Raw genomic sequence first — 18,386 nt, 5'->3', positions numbered from 1 at the left:
AACTCCGCTTCGTCGCTCATCGTTCGCCTTGTCTGAGTCACGCTCGGCGATGCCCTCGAGGGATGTCGAGAGGCAACGATCGGTAGCTCGAATCGTTGAATAGGAATCGATAAATGACCATGGATATCCAGGTGGCGGAGGGCGACGTCGAACGCCTGTCGCTCAAGGAGTACACCGAGAAGGCGTATCTCGACTACTCGATGTACGTGATTCTCGACCGCGCGCTGCCGCACATCGGTGACGGCATGAAGCCGGTGCAGCGGCGTATCGTCTACGCCATGCGCGAGCTGTCGCTGACCGCCAACGCCAAGTACAAGAAGTCGGCGCGTACCGTCGGCGACGTGCTCGGCAAGTTCCACCCCCACGGCGACAGCGCCTGCTACGAAGCGATGGTGCTGATGGCGCAGCCGTTCAGCTACCGCTATCCGCTGGTCGACGGCCAGGGCAACTGGGGTAGCCCCGACGATCCCAAGTCGTTCGCCGCGATGCGCTACACCGAGGCGCGGCTCTCCAAGTTCAGCGAAACGTTGCTCGCCGAGTTGGGGCAGGGCACGGTCGACTGGACCCCCAACTTCGATGGCACCCTGAACGAGCCGTCGGTGCTGCCCTCGCGCCTGCCGCATGTGCTGCTCAACGGCGGCACCGGCATTGCGGTGGGCATGGCGACCGACATCCCGCCGCACAATGTGCGCGAAGTGGTGGAGGCGACCTGTCATCTGCTGCGCCATCCCGGCGCCAGCGTCGCCGATCTGATGGCCTATGTGCCGGCGCCGGATTTCCCCACCGAGGCCGAGATCATTTCGCCGGCCGCCGACCTGCGCAAGCTCTACGAGAGCGGCCGCGGCTCGGTCAAACTGCGCGGGCGCTATGTGCGCGAGGATGGCAACATCGTCATCACCGCGTTGCCGTATCAGGTCAGCGGGGCCAAGGTGCTCGAGCAGATCGCCGCCCAGATGCAGGCCAAGAAATTGCCGATGGTGGCCGATCTGCGCGACGAGTCGACCCATGAGACGCCGACCCGGCTGGTGATCGAGCCGCGCTCGAACCGCATCGATGTCGAAGGTTTGATGGCGCATCTGTTCGCCACCACCGATCTCGAGAAGAACGTACGCGTCAATCTCAACGTGATCGCCCTCGACGGCCGGCCGCGGGTAATGCCGCTCAACGATATGCTCGGCGAGTGGCTCAGTTTCCGCCGCGAGACGGTGCGTCGGCGCAGCCAGCATCGTCTCGACAAGGTCGAGGAACGCCTGCATATCCTCGAGGGTCTGCTGGCGGCCTATCTCAATATCGATGAAGTGATCCGCATCATCCGCGAGGAGGACGAGCCCAAGCCGGCGCTGATGGCGGCGTTCGGGCTCAGCGAGCGCCAGGCCGAAGCGATTCTCGAACTGCGCCTGCGCCATCTGGCCAAGCTCGAGGAGATGAAGATCCGCGGCGAGCAGGACGAGCTCGAGGCCGAGCGCCAGCGGCTGCAGAAGCTGCTGGGCAGCCAGGCGGCGATGACCAAGCTGATCGAGAAGGAGCTGCGCGAGGCCGCTAAGACCTATGGCGACGAGCGCCGTTCGCCGCTGGTCGAGCGCAGCGAGGCCAAGGCGCTCTCCGAGGTCGAGCTGCTCGGTGCCGACCCGGTCACCGTAGTGCTCTCCGAGAAGGGCTGGATCCGCGCCGCGCGGGGGCACGACATCGACCCGGCGGGGCTCTCCTACAAGGCGGGTGACAAGTTCCATCTCGCCGCCCGCGGCAAGACCAACCAGCCGCTGGTGCTGCTCGACGACAGCGGCCGCAGCTACACCCTGAGCGCTCATAACCTGCCGTCGGCGCGGGGGCAGGGCGAGCCGATCACCGGGCGGATCAATCCGCCGGCGGGGGCGAGCATGATCGGGGTGATGCTCGATGTGCCCGAGGCGCGCTATCTGCTCGCCACCGACGCCGGCTACGGCTTCGTGGTCAAGCTCGAGGATCTGCTCGGCAAGAACAAGGCCGGCAAGGCGGTGCTCACGGTGCCCCAGGGCTGTAACGTACTGCCGCCGCAGCCGATTCCCGCAGGCGACACGCTGCGCGTGGCGGTGGTCTCCAACGAGGGCCGGCTGCTGGTGTTCGCGCTCTCCGAGCTGCCCGAGATGGCCAAGGGCAAGGGCAACAAGATGATCGCGATTCCCGGCCAGCGCGCCGCCAACCGCGAGGAGTTCGTGCGCGATCTGGTGCTGCTGCCGGAGGGCGCGGCGCTGGTGGTGCATGCCGGCAAGCGCAAGCAGACGCTCAAGGCGGCCGATCTTGATTACTACGTCGGCGAGCGCGGACGGCGCGGCAGCAAGCTGGCGCGGGGCTTCCAGAAGGTCGACCGGCTCGCGGTCGAAGGCTGAGCACCTCGCCTAGCACCATCCAGGACAGCGCTAGACTGACACGCGTGGCCCGCTGCGGCAGGCCGCGCCACCGACAAGAGGGGCGTCGACGGCGCCCCGTGGGGAGACAATGGCACGACGTTTCGTGATAAGAGCCACCGGCCCGGCGCGCCCGGGGCAGACCGCTACCCTGAGTACCGCGCTGGCGACGGCGGGGCTGCGGCTACTGGACATGGACCAGCACGTGGCCTTCGGTCAGGTGCGCCTGGAGGCGCTGGTCGAGACCGACGACGAGGTCGACGTGGCCGCGCTGCTGCCGAGTGCCGGTGACATCTGCGGGCTCGACTGCCGGGTCGAGGCGATCACCCCTGAGGTCACCCTCGGCTGGGCCGAGGAGGCTGCCTCACCGCGGTGGGTGCTCAGCGTTCTGGGGCCGTGCATCAGTGCCGAAGTGGTGGCTGAGGTGGCGACGTTGACTGCCAGTGAAGGGCTGACCATCGAGCGCATCGAACGGCTCTCGGCACCACCGAGCCTCGACGCGGGACCCGAGGTGCTGGCGCATGGCGCCTGCCTGCAGTGGCGTCTGCGCGGTGAGTCCGCCGATCCGCAGGCACTGCGCGAACGCATGCTGGCGCTGAGCGAGCGTTTCGCGGTCGACGTCACCCTGCAGCCCGCCGATCTCTGGTCGCGGCATCGCCGTCTGGTCTGCTTCGACATGGACTCGACCCTGATCCAGGCCGAGGTGATCGACGAACTGGCTCGGCGCCACGGTGTGTTCGACGAGGTGGCGGCGATCACCGCACGCGCGATGCGCGGCGAGCTCGATTTTCAGCAGAGCTTCCGTGAGCGCATGCGCAAGCTGGAGGGGCTGGACGAGTCGGTACTCGCCGAGATCGCCGAGTCGCTGCCGCTGATGCCCGGGGCCGAGCGCCTGATGCACCATCTCAAGCGGCTGGGGTATCGCACCGCGATTCTCTCCGGCGGGTTCACCTACTTTGCACGCTACCTGCAGCAGCGGCTGGGCTTCGACGAGATCCATGCCAACGAGCTGGTGGTTCGCGATGGCAAGGTGACCGGTGAGGTCGCCGAACCGATCGTCGACGCCGCGCGCAAGGCGCAGCTGCTCGAGCAGATCGCCGAGCGCGAGGGGCTCGATCTGGCCCAGACCGTGGCCGTGGGGGATGGCGCCAACGATCTCCAGATGCTGGCCCGGGCGGGGCTGGGTGTCGCCTTCCATGCCAAGCCGCTGGTGCGTCGCGAGGCCGCGCTGTCGGTCTCGACGCTGGGCCTGGATGGTCTGCTCTATCTGCTGGGGTATCCCGAGCACGCGCTGGAGGGAGAGTGACGCGCCGACGCGCAAGCCCTGCCGCCGGAGAAGTCCACGTCGCCTAGTAGTCGTGAAAGGCGTTGCCAGTCGCCGCCGGCGGTCACAGACAGCGTGGCCGCTGGCGGTCGAATCAAGTTGCCGCTGGTGGTTGAACCAAGTTGCGGCTGGCGGCCAAATCAAGTTGACGTCGGTGGTCAAAAAAAGTTGCCTTGGCGATTAAATAAAGTTGTCCCGCGCCAGTTCCGGTAGCAGCGTTCGGCAACCGAATGTTGTAAATTGTATCCACGATTTGCAGCCAGCCCGAGATCTCGCATGAGTACCTCCGCTTCGACCGATATCGTCAACCCCTTGGCCAAGTGGGAGTGGCTCGATCCACTCTGCATCCAGGGCAGCGTCAATCTGGCGTTCGACCTGGGCGGCACATCGTGGCCGGTGCTGCTCGATGACATCGAGCGCGATCGCGCGCTGATCGTCGACATCAGCGCAGTCCCCGCGCTGGCCGAGCAGCTGGAGCGGGGCGATGCCTTTCATCTCTTCGGGCATGTCAATGGTGCCATGGTGCGCACCTCGACCCTGGCGCTGATCGAGTGGCTCGACCCCGAAGAGGGCGAGGGTGGCCGGCAGCGTCTGCGCTGCAGTTACCCCGAGTGGCTGAGCACGGTGCATCGGCGCAATAGCTTCCGCGCGCCGATTCGCGCCGAGATGGGCGTCGATGCGCGTCTAAGGCTGGAAGATCGTGACATACCGGTAACCGCGGAGCTGCGTAATCTCTCCCTGGGTGGCTGCCTTTTGGCGATGCCGCTGACGCATGCCGTCTCGCTCTTGGAAAATCAGCGTTTCGCGCCGCTCGAGCTGCACTTTCCCAGCCGCCAGTCGCTGCGCCTCAGTGGCTGTATTCGCCACGTGCGCAGCGATGAGGAGTGGCGCGAGGCGCTGGTCGGCTGTGAGTTCGACGACCCCGGCATCGATACCGAACGGCTGCTGTGGTACTGCGTCAAGGAGGCCGAGCGCGAGAGTGCGCGCAGCGTGACGACGCGTGACAAGGCGCTCTCGCCCTCGCCGCTGTTTCGGGGGCCGGACGGCAAGCGTCCAGTGCCGCGGCAGCCCGAGACGGCCTCGCTGCCGGTCGGCAACGCCACCGCGCGGCGGCTCAAGAAGATTGCCGATTATCTCAGTGCACAGATCCTGACGCTGCAGAACGGCGGCTCGATCGCGTCGTCGCTGCTGTCGCGTCACGCCGATACCCTGGTCACGCTGAGTAGCCAGGGAGACCAGGCGCTGCTCTATGCGCTCGGCTATCTGCATGGGGAAACGCCGCTAGTACGCCACTCGCTCGGCGTTGCGATACGCGCCACCGACCTGGTTCGCTGGCAGGGCCATCCCGAGGACGTGATCAAGGCGGTGGCGGCCAGTGCGCTGGTGCATGATCTGGGCAAGTGCTGGCTGCCGGCGTCGATTCTGGAGAGCCGTGAGCCACTCGATGCCGAGGCGCGCGCGCGTCTGGCCGAACACGTGCCGGGGCTGCTCACACAGCTCGAGACATGCCGCTGGTTGTCCCCGGAGATCGCGCGTGCCATCGTCGGTGAGGCCAACGAGCGCCTCGACGGCAGCGGCTATCCGGCGGGCCTGGACGACACCCAATTGAGCGCGCTTGGGCGCATGATGGCGGTGGTCGACGTGATCGATGCGCTGGGCCAACCCCGCGCGGATCGTGATGCTTGGCCATTGCTCGAGCGTTACCGCCATGTGCTGGGCCATCCGGCGCTATTCGATGCCACCTGGGCGCAGCGCTACGTGCGCCGCTTCGGCACGGCGCCGGTGGGTTCGCTGGCGCGTTTCTCCAGCGGTGCGCTGGCCTGGGTGCAGCGTATCGACGATCGCGGGCTGCCGGCCCAGGTGCACCTGGTGCTCAATGCCAAGAGCCCACGCCGGCGCCTCGATCAGATGCTCAATGACAACGACATCGCCCAGCTCGGCAAATTCGAGGGCGTGGTGTCCGAAGCGAGTTATGGACTGTCGTTGAGCTGAGTGCATGTCACCTCGGGGCAGTGACAAAACGCAACAGGGTCATAACGGCATGCCTGCCGAGCCTGAACCACACTGACTGTGACCTTGATCTCATCACAGGAGGTGTCCGATGCCAGCGACGACGCGCCCGAGTCAAGCCTACAGCTTCATGCCGCCCCATGTATTGGAACGTCTTCTTTCCCACGGCAACGCACGCTTGCAACGCTGCGCTCAGGCCACGCTCAAGGCCGATGCCCAGTTTCGTCTGCGCAACGCGACGCAGCCTGCGGCACGCCCCGCCGATGGAAGACGTGGCGGCGAGCCCGCCCGCTATATCTATACCGCCGCTCAGCAGGAGATCCTGCCGGGGGAGCGGGTGCGCAGTGAGGGCGATCCGGAGAGCGGCGATGTCGCCGTCGACGAGGCGTATCGCTGGCTGGGTGCCACCTATCGCTTTTACTGGGGGGTCTTTGCTCGCGATTCCATCGACGCCCAGGGCATGGCGCTGTTGGGTACCGTTCACTACGGTGAAGACTACGACAACGCCTTCTGGAACGGGGCGCAGATGGTCTTCGGCGATGGTGATGGCGAGCTGTTCAATCGCTTTACCGCGGCCCTCGACGTGGTCGCCCACGAATTGACCCACGGGGTGATCGAGCGTGAAGCGGGGTTGATCTATGCCGATCAGTCCGGTGCGCTCAACGAATCCCTGGCCGATGTATTCGGCGTCATGGTCAAGCAGCACCATTTCGAGCAGGCGGCCGAGGAGGCCGACTGGCTGATCGGCGAGGGTCTGCTCACCGACCGCGTCAATGGTCGGGCGTTGCGTTCCATGGCCAGTCCTGGCAGCGCCTACGACGACCCGGTGCTGGGCAAGGACCCGCAGCCGGGGCATATGGACGCCTTCGTCAATACGGCCTCCGACAACGGCGGCGTGCACATCAATTCCGGCATTCCCAATCGCGCTTTCTACCTGGCGGCGACGCGCCTTGGGGGCTTCTCCTGGGAGGCCGCCGGGCCGGTATGGTTCGACGCGCTGCGTGATCCGCGCCTGGCGCGTGATGCGGATTTCGCCACCTTCGCCGAGATCACCGTGCGCTGCGCGCAGCAGCGTTTCGGCGCTGACAGCCCGGTGAGCGATGCCGTGCGCCAAGCCTGGGTCGATGTGGGAGTGCTGCGGTGAGCGCGCGTGGCGTACCGCGACTGGCACCTACGGCGGTGCTGGCGGTGGTGCGCGAAGGGGGCTTTGCCGCCATGCCCGGGCTTGAGCGCCCGCGACGCATCGAGTGCCGTGAACTCAGTGAACCCCAGCGCGAACGGCTACAGCGGCTGCTCGACGAGATCGACCGCCAGGCGTCGGCCGAACCCGCAGCGGGCGCCGACCGGCGTGTCTTCCGGCTGTCTCTTGAGCAGCCGGAAGCCGAATGCTGGCAGTGCGCGCTCGACGAGGCGCAGGCGCCGCGCGGCGTGGTGGGGCTGTGGCAGCACGGCCCCGGGGCGCTGGACGAGCCGGAGACCTGAACGCGACCGGCTATTTTTCTTTTTCAGGAACTCTAGCGGTATATCGTACTCTGATTGAGTAGCCCAGGACGGGCACACAGCGTAGGCCGAGCCCGGACTTTGGGGTTCGGCCTCTTTTTTTGCGTCCGGCGCGCACGTGGTATGCCTCCGGCGCGTGCGCGGATCTACAGCTTGCGCTGCGGATCACCGCCCAGGCTTTATCGCACAGCGGCCCGGTGTCACAGTGGCTCTCTGGCAAGAAAAGGGGCCATGACCCGGATGATGAGACGCAGAATCGGCGGTGCCGTGATCGCGCTGCTGTTGGCGGCACTGCTGGTGCCGACGCTGGCCCACTGGCAGGCGCCGGTATCTTCGACGATGACGCCGCGGGCGGCCTTCGAGGCGCAACGCCAGGCGGTCTGGGTCGAGGGTGACGGGCGCGTGCAGCGCCTGCTGCCCGATGACGACGACGGTAGCCGGCATCAGCGCTTCATCCTCGCGCTCGGCGATGGCCAGACGCTGCTGATGGCCCACAATATCGATCTGGCGCTACGGCTCGACGGGCTCGCGCGCGGGGATGCGGTGCGCTTTCGTGGCGAGTATGTCTGGAATGCTCAGGGGGGCGTGGTGCACTGGACCCATCGCGACCCGCGCGGCGAGCGTCCGGGTGGCTGGCTGGAATGGAGCGGTCGGCGTTACCGCTAGGAAATTGACGCCGTGCCGCGCTGACGCCAGGTGGTTACGCCGGGCGGCGCGAGACCTGGCGCGGACGCCAGCGGCGGGCCTGGCGCCACTGCCTCAGGGTCTCGCCGAGTGTCGCGAATGAAGGCCGCGGTGCGGATATCGCGATGACGTCACCCGGCGTGCGCCAGTGGATCGGGTGCTGACCCACGCGACCGCCACCGCGGCGGATCAGCAGCGGCAGAAAACGCATCAGGCCTTTTAGCGGCGGCAGGGCGCACATGGCCTCGCGCTCGATCAGATACAGCCCTTGGGGTTGTGCGTCGACGGCGGTGAACGGCGCCGCCAGCCGTGCCAGCCAGTGCCTCGCCCTTGAAGCGTGGTGCGCTCGCCCCTGCACCAGTGCCAACCCCTGATGGCGTGCCGCGCAGAGCAGCTCGGGAAGGTCGTGGGGGTCGGCGCGGCCACTGCTGTCGAGGGTCACCAGCCAGTCGCCCCGGGCCTGGCGTGCCGCCTGGGCCAGGGCAGCGTCGATATCGCTGGCGCCTGGTAGCACCTTGATCTGGTCGGTCTCCAGCAATAGCCCCTCGAGTGCCTTTGCGAGACGCGCATCGCGCCGGCTGTCGAGGATCAGGAATTCCAGCGCCCGGGCGTGCACCAGCGCGTGCGAAGCCTCTTCGATCAGCGCCGCGACCTGGGCCGCGGGGGCAGTGGCGAAGACGATCAGCGAGAGCTTGGGCAGTGCGAGCATCGTGGTCTCCCTGGGCGTGGGTGGCTTGCGCAGCGGATCGTTTGACGGACCTGGCCACGGTCGGGATCGACTGTGACAGGGTTTCCTTAACTCAGGCTTAGAAACGGGCCTTGGATGTGCTCGTCCACTTCCGCGGCGCCAGGCTGCGCGCTGCCGATGACTCGGTGATGACACTGCCGGACACGCGAGCGGATGACGCGGTATGCTGAAACCGTGCATGTGACACCGCGCCGAGCACCGCCGTGGGGCGAGTGGGGTAGACATGAGATGCCGTCTCGAAGCGAGCCGGGGCAAGACGAGAGAGAAAGCTATGCGGGTAATGCTGGTGGAGGACGACCCCCTGCTCGGTGAGGGGGTGGTCGAGGTGCTGCGGCGCGAGAACATCACGCCGGAGTGGCTGGGCGAGGGGGAGGGCGTGTGCGAGGCGCTGGCGCATTCGGCTTTCGACGCCCTGATCCTCGATGTCGGCCTGCCCGATATCGACGGGTTCGAGGTGCTCAAGCGGCTGCGCGAGGCCCAATGCCAGATACCGGTGCTGATGCTCACCGCGCGGGACGGCGTCGAGGATCGCATCCGCGGGCTCGACGGCGGCTGCGACGACTATCTGGTCAAGCCGTTCGACAGTGGCGAGCTGCTGGCGCGTCTGCGCGCGCTGGTCCGGCGCAGCGCCGGGCGCGCCTCCCCACAGGTGACCCATGGCCTGCTCAGTCTCGATCCGGCCGCCCACGAGGTGCGTCTGGCGGGAGAGCTGATCCCGCTGGGGCGGCGCGAGCACGATCTGCTGGCCTATCTGATGACCCATCCGGGCCAGGTGTTTTCCCGCGACCAGCTGGTGGAGGTGCTCTACGGCTGGGATGCCGAGGTCGAAAGCAACGTCATCGAGGTGCATGTCCACCATCTGCGACGCAAGTTTGGCAGTCGCGTCGTCGCCACCGTGCGGCATGTCGGCTATCGCATGGGGGAGACCGGTTGATTTCGATCAGACGCTATCTGCGGCGCGTGCTGCTGATCTCGGTGACGTCGATCACCGCGGTGGCGGCGCTGTGGAGCTACTACGACACCCGCGACCAGATCGACGAGCTGTTCGATGCCGAGCTGGCCCAGACCACGCGCACCATGGTGGCGCTCTACTTCGCCTATCGCGCCGGCTCTGAAAACGACCAGGCCGCGCCGGTGGACATTCAGCTTGAGGCGCCGCTGGTGCCGGACAACGCCACCGATGCGCCGACCGCCCTGGGCCATCCCTATGAGAAGAAGCTGGGGTTCCAGGTATGGGACGAGCAGGGCCGCGCGCTGTTCGGCATGCAGCCGACCGGGGCGCTGCCGGCGCTCGAACGGCGCCCCGGCTACTCCCATGCGCGCAGCGGCGGTCACGACTGGCGCACCTTCACCCTGCACGACGAAACCCGCGGCGTGTGGGCCAGCGCCGCCCAGCGCGATGACGTGCGCGACGAGCTGACTTGGCAGATCGCGCTGCGTAACCTGATGCCGCCGGTCATCGGGGTGCTGCTGATCGCACTGCTGATTCCGTTCGCCATTGCCCGCGGCTTCTCGCCGCTGCTGCGAGTCAGCCGGCAGATCACCGCGCGCCAGCCCAACTTCCTCGAGCCGCTGGATGCAAGCCAGGTGCCGGAGGAGATTCGCGGCATGGTCGATGCGCTCAATGGTCTGTTTGCGCGATTGGCCGAGACCCTGGAGAAGGAGCGACGCTTCACCGCCAACGCCGCCCATGAACTGCGCACGCCGCTGGCGGCGGTCAAGGTCCACGCCCAGAATCTGCTCAGCGAGACCGACACCGAAAGCGCGCGGCGCGCGGCGCAGTCGATCATCAATGGGGTCGACCGCATGACCCGGGTGGTCGAGCAGCTGCTCACGCTGTCGCGGCTGGAGAGTGGCCAGGCGATCACCCGCCAGACCGTGCGCCTGGCGCGGCTGGGCAGCGAGCTGGCCCGCGACACCCAGCCGCTGGCCGCGCAGCGCGATATTCATCTGACCCAGCAGCTCCCCGAGGGGCTCAGCGTGCAGAGCTACGAGAATGGCCTCTATGTGCTGCTGCGCAATCTGCTCGACAACGCCATGCGCTATACCCCCAGCGGTGGCCAGGTGCATCTGCGCATGGCCGCCGAAGCGACGCGGCTGCATATCGAGATCGCCGACACCGGCCCCGGTATCCTGCCGCAGGATCGCCAGCGGGTGTTCGAGCGCTTCGTGCGTCTGGCCGGGCAGAAGACCAGCGGCTCGGGCCTGGGGCTGTCGATCGTCAAGGAGCTGGTCGAGCGTCTGGAGGGCGAGATTCGCCTCGACGACACCTCGCTGCCGGCGGCCAGCGGTCTCAGCGTTCATGTCTATCTACCGCTATCCTGAACGTGAGCGGTAGCGCCGCGAGCGCTCGCGGCGCTACCCGTCGGGGTGGTGCGGCCCGGCCACCGCACCCGTGAACGGGAGATGAGAGATGCTGCGTTTCTGGGTGCCGCTGACGGCACTGATCGCCTTTTCGGCCTATACCGCCTATGCCATTGCCACCAGTGACCAGAGCCTGAGTGCCTTCGCCGGCGAGCTGATGCGCAAGCCGACCACCGCGCTGGTGGTGTTCGATGTCTACCTGGCACTGCTGATGCTGGCGGTGTGGATGTTCTTCGATGCCCGGCGCCGGGGGCACGGGATGGGCTATCTGATGGTGTTCTACGTGATCACCTTCTGCTTCGGTTCGGCCGGGCCGCTGGCCTATCTGACCCTGCGCGGCTGGCGTGACTGGCGAGCCCAGCAGCGGCGCACGCGCTCATAGCGGGGTCTTGCTCGCCTCACCGGGGATCTCGCGCACCAGCCGTGGCATCAGAAAGCCCGGCAGGCGCTCGCGCAGCGCTGCCACCAGGGCCCTGGCGCTGTCGTCATCGACATCGAAGTGGGCCGCGCCGCTGACCGGATCGAGCACGTGCAGGTAGTAGGGCAGCACACCGGCGGCGAACAGCCGTTCCGACAGCTCGGCCAGGGTGTCCACCCGGTCGTTGATCCCGCGCAGCAGCACGCTCTGGTTGAGCAGGGTGACGCCGGCGGTCGCCAGGCGTCGGCAGGCGTCGACCACCGCGGCGTCGATCTCCTGGGCGTGATTGATGTGCAGTACCATCACCTTCTGCAGGCGTGTACCGCCGAGCCAGTCGAGCAGCGCGGTGTCGACCCGGTCGGGAATCACCACCGGCAGGCGGGAGTGGATGCGCAGGCGCTGAAGATGGGGGATCGCCTCCAGCCGCGCGACCAGTTCGGCAAGGCGCCGGTCCGGCGAGGCCAGCGGATCGCCGCCGGAAAGGATCACCTCACGGATCGAGGCGTCGCCGCGCAGATAGTCGAGGCTGGCGTCCCATTCGCGCATCGAGGGGGCATGCTCGGCATAGGGGAAGTGGCGCCGGAAGCAGTAGCGGCAGTTGATTGCGCAGGTCGGGCTGGCGATCAGCAGCACGCGCCCGGCATATTTGTGGATCAGCCCGGGGCGCGGGGTATGCTCGCGCTCGGCCAGCGGGTCGGCGACGAAGCCGCCCACCGTATCCTGCTCCGCCGCCAGCGGCAGCACCTGACGCAGCAGCGGGTCGTCGGGATCGGCGTGGCGGATGCGCGCCAGATAGGCTTCGGGCACCCGTACCGGGAACAGCGCATGACCCGCGCTGGCGCCGGGCAGCAGCGCCGGGTCGAGGCCGAGGCGCTGGCACAGCACCCGCGGGTCGCGGATCACCTCGCGCAGCTGGTGCTGCCAAGCCGCGGGAGCGCGCGATTCGGCTTCACGATGCACGGCGATCGGGGTTCGGGTTATCATGCGGACCACCTGAGTTAGAACGCGCCCTGGCAGCGCTGTTACGGAATTCTCGTCGCGGACGCCCCGCGATCGTTCATTAGTGAGGAAACATGGCGAACTATTCTACCAACGAATTCAAGGGCGGCCTGAAAGTCATGCTGGATGGCGACCCGTGTAACATTCTCGAGAACGAATTCGTCAAGCCCGGCAAGGGCCAGGCGTTCAACCGCGTCAAGCTGCGCAACCTGATCACCGGTCGGGTCTGGGAGCGTACCTTCAAGTCGGGCGAGTCGCTCGAGGGCGCCGACGTCATGGACCTCGACATGGAGTACCTCTACACCGACGGTGACATGTGGCACTTCATGAAAACCGATGGCTCGTTCGAGCAGTACGCGGTGGACAAGAAAGCCATCGGCGACGTCGAGAAGTGGCTCAAGGAGCAGGCGGTCTACACCGTCACCCTGTGGAACGACAACGCCATCGCCGTCAGCCCGCCCAACTTCCTCGAGCTCGAAGTGGTCGAGACCGACCCGGGCCTCAAGGGTGACACCGCCCAGGGCGGCTCCAAGCCGGCGACGCTCTCTTCCGGTGCGGTGGTTCGTGTCCCGCTGTTCATCAACCAGGGCGAAGTGCTCCGGATCGATACGCGCAGCGGCGAGTACGTCTCCCGCGCCTGATGCTGGCGCCGCACCGGCGCTGAGATCGCACCGGCGCAGGCGGAGTATCAGCCAGATTGGCCACGCTTCGGCGTGGCCTTCTGCGTTTTCTGCTGGCAGCGACCGCGGGGCGGAATGGCCGGCGAGCTCGAGCCGTTGATCGCGGCGGCGCCGTGGGAGGAGATCGGGATGGGTAGACTGACGGGGCGAACTGCCCTGATCACCGGCGCGGCCAGCGGCATCGGCCTGGCCACGGCGTTGCGCTTTGCCGCCGAGGGCGCGGCACTGGTGCTGCTCGATCGCGACCGGGCGGCGCTGACGCGCGCCTGCGAGCGTGTCGAGCGGGAGAGCGGCCGCCGAGTGGTGGGCATCGAGGCCGACGTCGCCGAGGCCGATGACGTCGCCCGTGGGGTGGCCGAGGTAGCAGCGGCGCTCGGGCCGCTCGAACTGCTGGTCAATGCCGCCGGGGTCAACGTCTTCAGCGACCCGCTGACCACCGACGAGGCGAGCTGGCGGCGCTGCCTGGCGATCAATCTGGAAGGTGCCTGGCATGTGATCCAGGCGCTGCTGCCGGAGATGCTGGCACGCGGCTATGGCCACGTGGTCAATATCGCTTCGGTGCACGGCCACAAGATCATTCCCGGCGCCTTTCCCTACCCGGTGGCCAAGCATGGTCTGATCGGGCTGACCCGCGCGCTCGGCATCGAGTACGCCGCCCGCGGGCTGCGCTTCAACTCGATCTCGCCGGGGCTGATCCGTACCCCCTCGGCCCAGGCGTGGCTGAATGGCCTCGACGACAGCGAGCGCCAGCGCCAGATTGCGCTGCTGCCGTGCCAGCGCATCGGCGAAGCGGAGGAGGTGGCCAACACCGCCCTGTTCCTGGCCAGCGACGAGGCGCGTTTCATCAATGCCACCGATATCCTGATCGACGGTGGCCGCAGCCAGGTCTATCACACGTGACGGTGACACCCAGCCCGGACGACTGGCAGCCCTCGGCAACGCGCGAGACACTGCGCCAGCGAGCACGGCTGCTGGCGGCGGTGCGCGCCTTCTTCGCCGCGCGTGACGTGCTCGAGGTGGAGACCCCGATCCTCGGCCATGCCGGGAGTACCGACCCGCATCTCGATTCGCTCTCCCTGAGCGCGACTACCCCCGCCGGACGCGAGACGCTGTGGCTGCAGACCTCGCCGGAGTTCCACATGAAGCGCCTGCTGGCGGCGGGCAGCGGCCCGATCTTCCAGCTCGCCCGCAGCTTTCGCGATGGCGAAGTGGGGCGGCGCCACAATATCGAGTTCACCATGCTCGAGTGGTACCGCCCCGGTTTCTCGCTGGCGGCGCTGATCGACGAGTGCGAGGCGCTGATCCGCGCGCTGATGCCGGCGGCCGGACCTGCTCGCCGGCGGCGCTATCGCGAGTTGTTCCGTGAGGCGCTGGCGCTCGACCCCTTCACCTCGCCGCTGGCCGAGCTGCAGCGGGTGGCGGGCGAGCGCGGCGGGCTCGATATGTCAGACAGCGACCGCGACGGCTGTCTCGACCTGCTGATGAGTCTGGTCATCGAGCCGACGCTGGGGCAAGACGGCATCGACGTGGTGGTGGACTATCCCGCCAGTCAGGCGGCGCTGGCGCGCAAGCGGGTCGATGAGGAGGGCACCGAGGTTGCGTCTCGCTTCGAGATCTACCTGCAGGGTATCGAACTCGCCAACGGCTATGACGAGCTGACCGATGCCCGGGAGCAGGCCGCCCGTTTTCAGGATGACAATCGCCAACGCGCGGCGCTTCACAAGCCGGTCGTGGATGTCGACTGCCGGCTCGTCGCTGCTCTGGCCCACGGCATGCCCGCGGGCAGCGGGGTGGCGCTGGGGATCGACCGTCTGATTCAGCTGGCGCTGGGCAAGGCGTCGATTGCCGAGGTCATGGCGTTCCCGACGCCCCGCTGCTGACCGGCCATGGCGCTATCACCATCCCGTCGGTAGCGGCGCCTGCGTTGGCGAGGCGATCGGCGCGATGCATCAGTACCTTCCGAGCTGCACAGCGCTTCAATCATCGACTCGCCCGCGCAGACGTTTCTTCTGGCCATGTTTGGTCTTTTGATCGACTCGCTTGCGTTTGGCGCTGCGGCTAGGCTTGGTCGCTTGGCGCGGTTTGTCGCCGTAGAGCACGGGTTTGATCAGCTGTTTCAGCCGGACGCGTGCCGCCTCCCGGTTGAGCTCCTGAGTCCGGTGCTCCTGCGACTTGATCACGATGATGCCATCGCGGGTGATGCGTTTGTCACTCAGGGCCAGCAGCTTCTCCTTGAACCCGGGATGCAGGCTGGAGGCGCGGATATCGAAGCGCAGATGAATCGCCGAGGAGACCTTGTTGACGTTCTGGCCGCCGGCACCCTGGGCGCGCACGGCGATGAGTTCGATCTCGTGGTCGGGGATCGAGACGTTGCGCGAAATCTCTAGTGCCATTCACGGGACCTCACGTGTCGCGGGAAATGATAACAGGGGCGAGATCGCACGGCGTGGCAGCGGGGACGGGTGTCTGGCGAAGCGGCGCTGGTGCGCCATGATGATCTCGCCCCGGGGAAGAGGGGCGAGACAAGGTAGCGGCGCCACCCGCTGAGTGCAATAGACGAGGCGATGGCGCGATACCGAGTGCTGCAGAGAGTGTGAACTCGACGCCGAGGGTGTCGTTATCGAGGCCGGATCAGGGAGCCTTTAGTGGATAGGCATGCCAGCCATCCGGCAGGGGCTGGCCCGCAGTCTGCGCCAGCAGCGCCGCGCTGGCAGGGAACAGCGGCCGGGGCAGCGCATCGCAGGGGAACCAGCGCCACTGGTCGAAGACCTCGGGTTCGGTGACCCGCGGCGTGGGGGGGGCTTGCAGATGCAGGTGCGCGGCGACGGTGATGGCGGTGCAGTCGGGATTCAACTGATGCAGGAAGGCGCCGATCTCGATGGTTGCCTCGGTGAGGATGCCGGTCTCCTCGTGTAGCTCCCGCCGCGCCGCCGCGGCAAAGGTCTCGTTGGGTTCGACATGGCCGCCGGGCATGCACCAGCAGGGCGTCTCGCCCGCCTTGATACGGTAACCCAGCAGGATCTCACCCGCGCCGCGGGTGAGTATCAGGCCGACGCCGATTCTCGAGGCAGGGGCCGGCATCAGGCACGCTCCTGGAGGCGTGCCGGCTGGGTCAGTGCCTCGGCCACGGCACTGGCGGCGTAGTGGCCGCTGACGAAGGCGGCGACGATGCCGCGGAACAGTCCGCAGGCGTCACCCACCACCCAGGTGGGCCGGTCGACCAGCCGCAGGCTGTCATCGACCTCCGGATACCAGCCGACGCCTTCGAGGGTGGGGCCTATCAGGCGTGTGGTTTCGTCCTCTAGCCGGGGGAAGTTGTCGACCAGTTGGCGTAGCCCGCGCTGCATCGCCTGTGCCAGCGGCGCCCCATAGACCCGCTCCATGGTCGCCGTGGCGTCGGGATCGTCGGCGAGCCAGGCACTGAGCGGGAGATCGAAATGCGAATCCGCGCGGCTTAGCGTGCGGGTCAGCGCAGTGATGGTCTCGCGGGCCAGCGCCTCATCGAGAATGCGCGTGTTGAAGCCGACGTTGGAGCGCTCGGTGGGCGGGCCATCCGAGTGTCCGGAGACCGTCCATAGCCCCTGGGTTCGGGTCAATACGGTGCGTCCGTGGCGACAGGCGCAGAAGGTGCGCCACTCGGTCGCCTTGTCGGCGGCGTGCAGGGTCAGCTTGGGATCGAGATCGACGAAATCCTGAAAGAAGGCGCGCTCGCTGGGCTGCTCGATACGAAAGCCCACTTCCAGCCGGCGAAAGCGCGTGTTGATGCCGTCACCTAGCCCCAGCGGCCCGAAACGCCCGGCAGCCCAGATCAGGGTGGTCGCGGTGAGCGCGCTCGGCGTGCCGTCGGCGGCGCGCAGTTCGAGATGATGGCACGTCTCGTCTTCGTCGTAGCGCTGGCTGATCACCTGGGTGTCGCTGACGATATCGACATCGAGTGCGGCGATCAGCTCGGCGATCATCGCCTCGCGCTGGGTCAGCGGCAGATAGTAGGAGGGGTAGTGCTTGAGCGACCAGGCATCGTGACACGGCGTGTAGACATCGGCGCGATCGGGAAACGGCGGGGTCTTCATCCCGTGGCTATTCAGCAGCTCGCGGGTCCAGGCATAGGCCTGGTGCAGCGGCGCCCGGCGTGGCAAGCGCCACAGTTCGGTGGCTGAAGGGTAGAACGAGAACTTGCCGTCGGAGTATAGGCCGGCACCGCCGTGGCCTTGGGTCAGCTCGGCTTCGGTCTGGTGGTCACGGCGGTCTATCGCGTGGCCTTGGTCGACCAACAGTACGCGCAACCCGCGATGTGCAAGACGACTGGCGGCGGCGAGTCCGGCAGGGCCTGCGCCGACAATGACGCTGTCGTAATCTGTCACTGGAGCCTCCAGTCGCACGGTGGCGAAAGATGGAAAGAGTCGACACCTCGTGTAGAGTGCCGCTTCATTGAGGGTGGCGTACACCGTTTCATGGTAGTGTTTTACAATTCCTGACCAAAAAGTGATACGAACCGCTGCGTATCAGATAGTATCGTATTTTCCAGGAGCTGTTTTTGACAAGGATGTCTCCCATGTCTGCGTCTACATCGTCTATGTCCGCATCTACCTCATCTATGTCTACATCTACCGATTCACCGGCTCGCCCCGGTCGACCGCGCAGCGCCACGGCCTCGGCCAAGGTGACGCGTGCCGCCCTCGAGCTGGCGCTGGAAGGTGGCTTGCCCTATGCCACCATCGAGCGTATCGCCAGCGTCTCCGGGGTCGCCAAGTCGACCATCTATCGGCGTTGGCCCAACGCGGGCGCCATCCTCATGGACGCCTTCCTCGATGTCGTCGGCCCGGCTATTGCCTATGACGACAGCTTGCCGATCCTGGCCAACTTTCGGCGCAGCGTGGCCGGACTCTCCGAGGTGCTCAACGGGCCTCACGGACGCCTGCTGCAGCATTTGCTGGGGGCGGCTCAGTCGGACTCCGAACTCAGCCGTGCCTTCGTCGAGCGCTGGATCGGCCCGCGCCGGCAGATGGGGCGCGAGGCGATCGAGCACGCGGTGGCGCGCGGGGAGCTGGCTGCCGAGATCGACCCTGGGCTGAGCATGGATCTGATCTACGGGGCGATCTATTACCGGCTGTCGGTGTCGTTCAGCGAGATCGATCGTGACTTCGTCGAGACCGTGGTGATGCGCGTGCTCGGCCCCTATCTCATCGAAGGGGGGCGCTGAGCCAACAAGGCGAGCGCCGCGGGAGCGCCTGCATATGGCGAGGGCCCATCGACAGGTGGTAAAAGCCCATAGATA

General features: G+C 66.9%; 18 protein-coding genes. 13 read left to right on the top strand and 5 right to left on the bottom strand.

The features are described from left to right. Positions 1-113: 113 nt before the first annotated feature. From parC to J0A90_RS04800, 6 genes are all read left to right on the top strand, one after another. Positions 114-2,366, top strand: coding sequence for a DNA topoisomerase IV subunit A (parC, locus tag J0A90_RS04825; RefSeq protein ID WP_207031187.1), 2,253 nt, complete (start codon positions 114-116; stop codon positions 2,364-2,366). Positions 2,367-2,475: 109 nt separating this feature from the next. Continuing rightward, a complete protein-coding gene (serB, locus tag J0A90_RS04820) occupies positions 2,476-3,690 on the top strand; it encodes a phosphoserine phosphatase SerB (RefSeq protein ID WP_207031185.1) in 1,215 nt (404 codons plus the stop codon). Positions 3,691-3,984: 294 nt separating this feature from the next. Continuing rightward, positions 3,985-5,700, top strand: coding sequence for an HD domain-containing phosphohydrolase (locus tag J0A90_RS04815; RefSeq protein WP_207031183.1), 1,716 nt, complete (start codon positions 3,985-3,987; stop codon positions 5,698-5,700). A gap of 109 nt (positions 5,701-5,809) precedes the next feature. Continuing rightward, positions 5,810-6,862: a M4 family metallopeptidase gene (locus J0A90_RS04810; protein ID WP_207031171.1), complete on the top strand. Its 1,053-nt coding sequence runs from the start codon at positions 5,810-5,812 to the stop codon at positions 6,860-6,862. Beyond that, positions 6,859-7,200 carry a protealysin inhibitor emfourin gene (locus J0A90_RS04805; protein ID WP_207031165.1) on the top strand — a complete coding sequence of 114 codons (342 nt, stop codon included), beginning with the start codon at positions 6,859-6,861 and terminating at the stop codon, positions 7,198-7,200. Before J0A90_RS04810 ends, J0A90_RS04805 begins: the two co-directional genes overlap by 4 nt. Positions 7,201-7,461: 261 nt before the next feature. After that, positions 7,462-7,884 (top strand): DUF3465 domain-containing protein, encoded by a 423-nt coding sequence (locus tag J0A90_RS04800; RefSeq protein ID WP_233076501.1) that lies wholly within the window; start codon positions 7,462-7,464, stop codon positions 7,882-7,884. 34 nt (positions 7,885-7,918) lie between these two features. Here J0A90_RS04800 and J0A90_RS04795 read toward each other — a convergent pair whose 3' ends face one another. Next, positions 7,919-8,611, bottom strand: a complete 693-nt coding sequence (locus J0A90_RS04795) for a glycosyltransferase (RefSeq protein WP_207031162.1) — start codon at positions 8,609-8,611, stop codon at positions 7,919-7,921. Positions 8,612-8,921: 310 nt separating this feature from the next. On the opposite strand from J0A90_RS04795, the gene J0A90_RS04790 reads away from it, so the two are divergent. From J0A90_RS04790 to J0A90_RS04780, 3 genes are all read left to right on the top strand, one after another. Beyond that, positions 8,922-9,584: a response regulator transcription factor gene (locus tag J0A90_RS04790; RefSeq protein WP_207031160.1), complete on the top strand. Its 663-nt coding sequence runs from the start codon at positions 8,922-8,924 to the stop codon at positions 9,582-9,584. Then, on the top strand, positions 9,581-10,975 hold the full coding sequence (locus J0A90_RS04785) for an ATP-binding protein (protein WP_207031157.1): 1,395 nt from the start codon (positions 9,581-9,583) through the stop codon (positions 10,973-10,975). The genes J0A90_RS04790 and J0A90_RS04785 overlap by 4 nt, the downstream gene beginning before the upstream one ends. 88 nt (positions 10,976-11,063) lie before the next feature. Continuing rightward, positions 11,064-11,396 (top strand): DUF2834 domain-containing protein, encoded by a 333-nt coding sequence (locus J0A90_RS04780; RefSeq protein WP_207031155.1) that lies wholly within the window; start codon positions 11,064-11,066, stop codon positions 11,394-11,396. Here J0A90_RS04780 and epmB read toward each other — a convergent pair. Further along, positions 11,391-12,416, bottom strand: coding sequence for an EF-P beta-lysylation protein EpmB (gene epmB, locus J0A90_RS04775; protein WP_207031152.1), 1,026 nt, complete (start codon positions 12,414-12,416; stop codon positions 11,391-11,393). The two genes, J0A90_RS04780 and epmB, sit on opposite strands and share 6 nt — an antisense overlap. An 89-nt stretch (positions 12,417-12,505) precedes the next feature. On the opposite strand from epmB, the gene efp reads away from it, so the two are divergent. From efp to epmA, 3 genes are all read left to right on the top strand, one after another. After that, positions 12,506-13,072 carry an elongation factor P gene (efp, locus tag J0A90_RS04770; protein WP_035469951.1) on the top strand — a complete coding sequence of 189 codons (567 nt, stop codon included), beginning with the start codon at positions 12,506-12,508 and terminating at the stop codon, positions 13,070-13,072. 168 nt (positions 13,073-13,240) lie between these two features. After that, a complete protein-coding gene (locus tag J0A90_RS04765; RefSeq protein ID WP_207031150.1) occupies positions 13,241-14,011 on the top strand; it encodes an SDR family oxidoreductase in 771 nt (256 codons plus the stop codon). Then, the gene (gene epmA / locus J0A90_RS04760; RefSeq protein WP_233076499.1) at positions 14,008-14,991 is read left to right on the top strand and encodes an EF-P lysine aminoacylase EpmA; all 984 of its coding nucleotides are present in this window, start codon (positions 14,008-14,010) and stop codon (positions 14,989-14,991) included. The genes J0A90_RS04765 and epmA overlap by 4 nt, the downstream gene beginning before the upstream one ends. Positions 14,992-15,087: 96 nt before the next feature. Here the strand turns inward: epmA and arfB are convergent, their stop codons facing one another. The 3 genes from arfB to J0A90_RS04745 form a co-directional block, all read right to left on the bottom strand. Beyond that, positions 15,088-15,504 (bottom strand): alternative ribosome rescue aminoacyl-tRNA hydrolase ArfB, encoded by a 417-nt coding sequence (gene arfB / locus J0A90_RS04755; RefSeq protein WP_035469956.1) that lies wholly within the window; start codon positions 15,502-15,504, stop codon positions 15,088-15,090. A 238-nt stretch (positions 15,505-15,742) separates the two neighbouring features. Continuing rightward, positions 15,743-16,192, bottom strand: coding sequence for an NUDIX hydrolase (locus J0A90_RS04750; RefSeq protein ID WP_207031140.1), 450 nt, complete (start codon positions 16,190-16,192; stop codon positions 15,743-15,745). Continuing rightward, positions 16,192-17,472 carry an FAD-dependent oxidoreductase gene (locus J0A90_RS04745; RefSeq protein ID WP_233076497.1) on the bottom strand — a complete coding sequence of 427 codons (1,281 nt, stop codon included), beginning with the start codon at positions 17,470-17,472 and terminating at the stop codon, positions 16,192-16,194. Before J0A90_RS04745 ends, J0A90_RS04750 begins: the two co-directional genes overlap by 1 nt. Positions 17,473-17,771: 299 nt before the next feature. On the opposite strand from J0A90_RS04745, the gene J0A90_RS04740 reads away from it, so the two are divergent. Next, entirely contained in the window at positions 17,772-18,311 is a 540-nt protein-coding gene (locus J0A90_RS04740) for a TetR/AcrR family transcriptional regulator (RefSeq protein ID WP_207031137.1), read from the top strand. Positions 18,312-18,386: the final 75 nt, after the last annotated feature.

Source organism: Salinicola sp. DM10 (genome assembly GCF_017306975.2).
In the GTDB taxonomy this organism is placed as follows: Bacteria; Pseudomonadota; Gammaproteobacteria; order Pseudomonadales; family Halomonadaceae; genus Salinicola.
The sequence above is the reverse complement of the archived record's forward strand: the minus strand, read 5'-3'. Positions and strand labels throughout refer to the sequence as shown.

Coding starts and splice junctions, on each gene's coding strand:
- J0A90_RS04800 (WP_233076501.1), top strand. CDS start 7,462: ATGAGACGCAGAATCGGCGGTGCCGTGATCGCGCTGCTGTTGGCGGCA.
- J0A90_RS04795 (WP_207031162.1), bottom strand. CDS start 8,611: ATGCTCGCACTGCCCAAGCTCTCGCTGATCGTCTTCGCCACTGCCCCC.
- parC (WP_207031187.1), top strand. CDS start 114: ATGACCATGGATATCCAGGTGGCGGAGGGCGACGTCGAACGCCTGTCG.
- J0A90_RS04765 (WP_207031150.1), top strand. CDS start 13,241: ATGGGTAGACTGACGGGGCGAACTGCCCTGATCACCGGCGCGGCCAGC.
- J0A90_RS04810 (WP_207031171.1), top strand. CDS start 5,810: ATGCCAGCGACGACGCGCCCGAGTCAAGCCTACAGCTTCATGCCGCCC.
- J0A90_RS04790 (WP_207031160.1), top strand. CDS start 8,922: ATGCGGGTAATGCTGGTGGAGGACGACCCCCTGCTCGGTGAGGGGGTG.
- serB (WP_207031185.1), top strand. CDS start 2,476: ATGGCACGACGTTTCGTGATAAGAGCCACCGGCCCGGCGCGCCCGGGG.
- epmB (WP_207031152.1), bottom strand. CDS start 12,416: ATGATAACCCGAACCCCGATCGCCGTGCATCGTGAAGCCGAATCGCGC.
- arfB (WP_035469956.1), bottom strand. CDS start 15,504: ATGGCACTAGAGATTTCGCGCAACGTCTCGATCCCCGACCACGAGATC.
- J0A90_RS04780 (WP_207031155.1), top strand. CDS start 11,064: ATGCTGCGTTTCTGGGTGCCGCTGACGGCACTGATCGCCTTTTCGGCC.
- J0A90_RS04815 (WP_207031183.1), top strand. CDS start 3,985: ATGAGTACCTCCGCTTCGACCGATATCGTCAACCCCTTGGCCAAGTGG.
- efp (WP_035469951.1), top strand. CDS start 12,506: ATGGCGAACTATTCTACCAACGAATTCAAGGGCGGCCTGAAAGTCATG.
- J0A90_RS04750 (WP_207031140.1), bottom strand. CDS start 16,192: ATGCCGGCCCCTGCCTCGAGAATCGGCGTCGGCCTGATACTCACCCGC.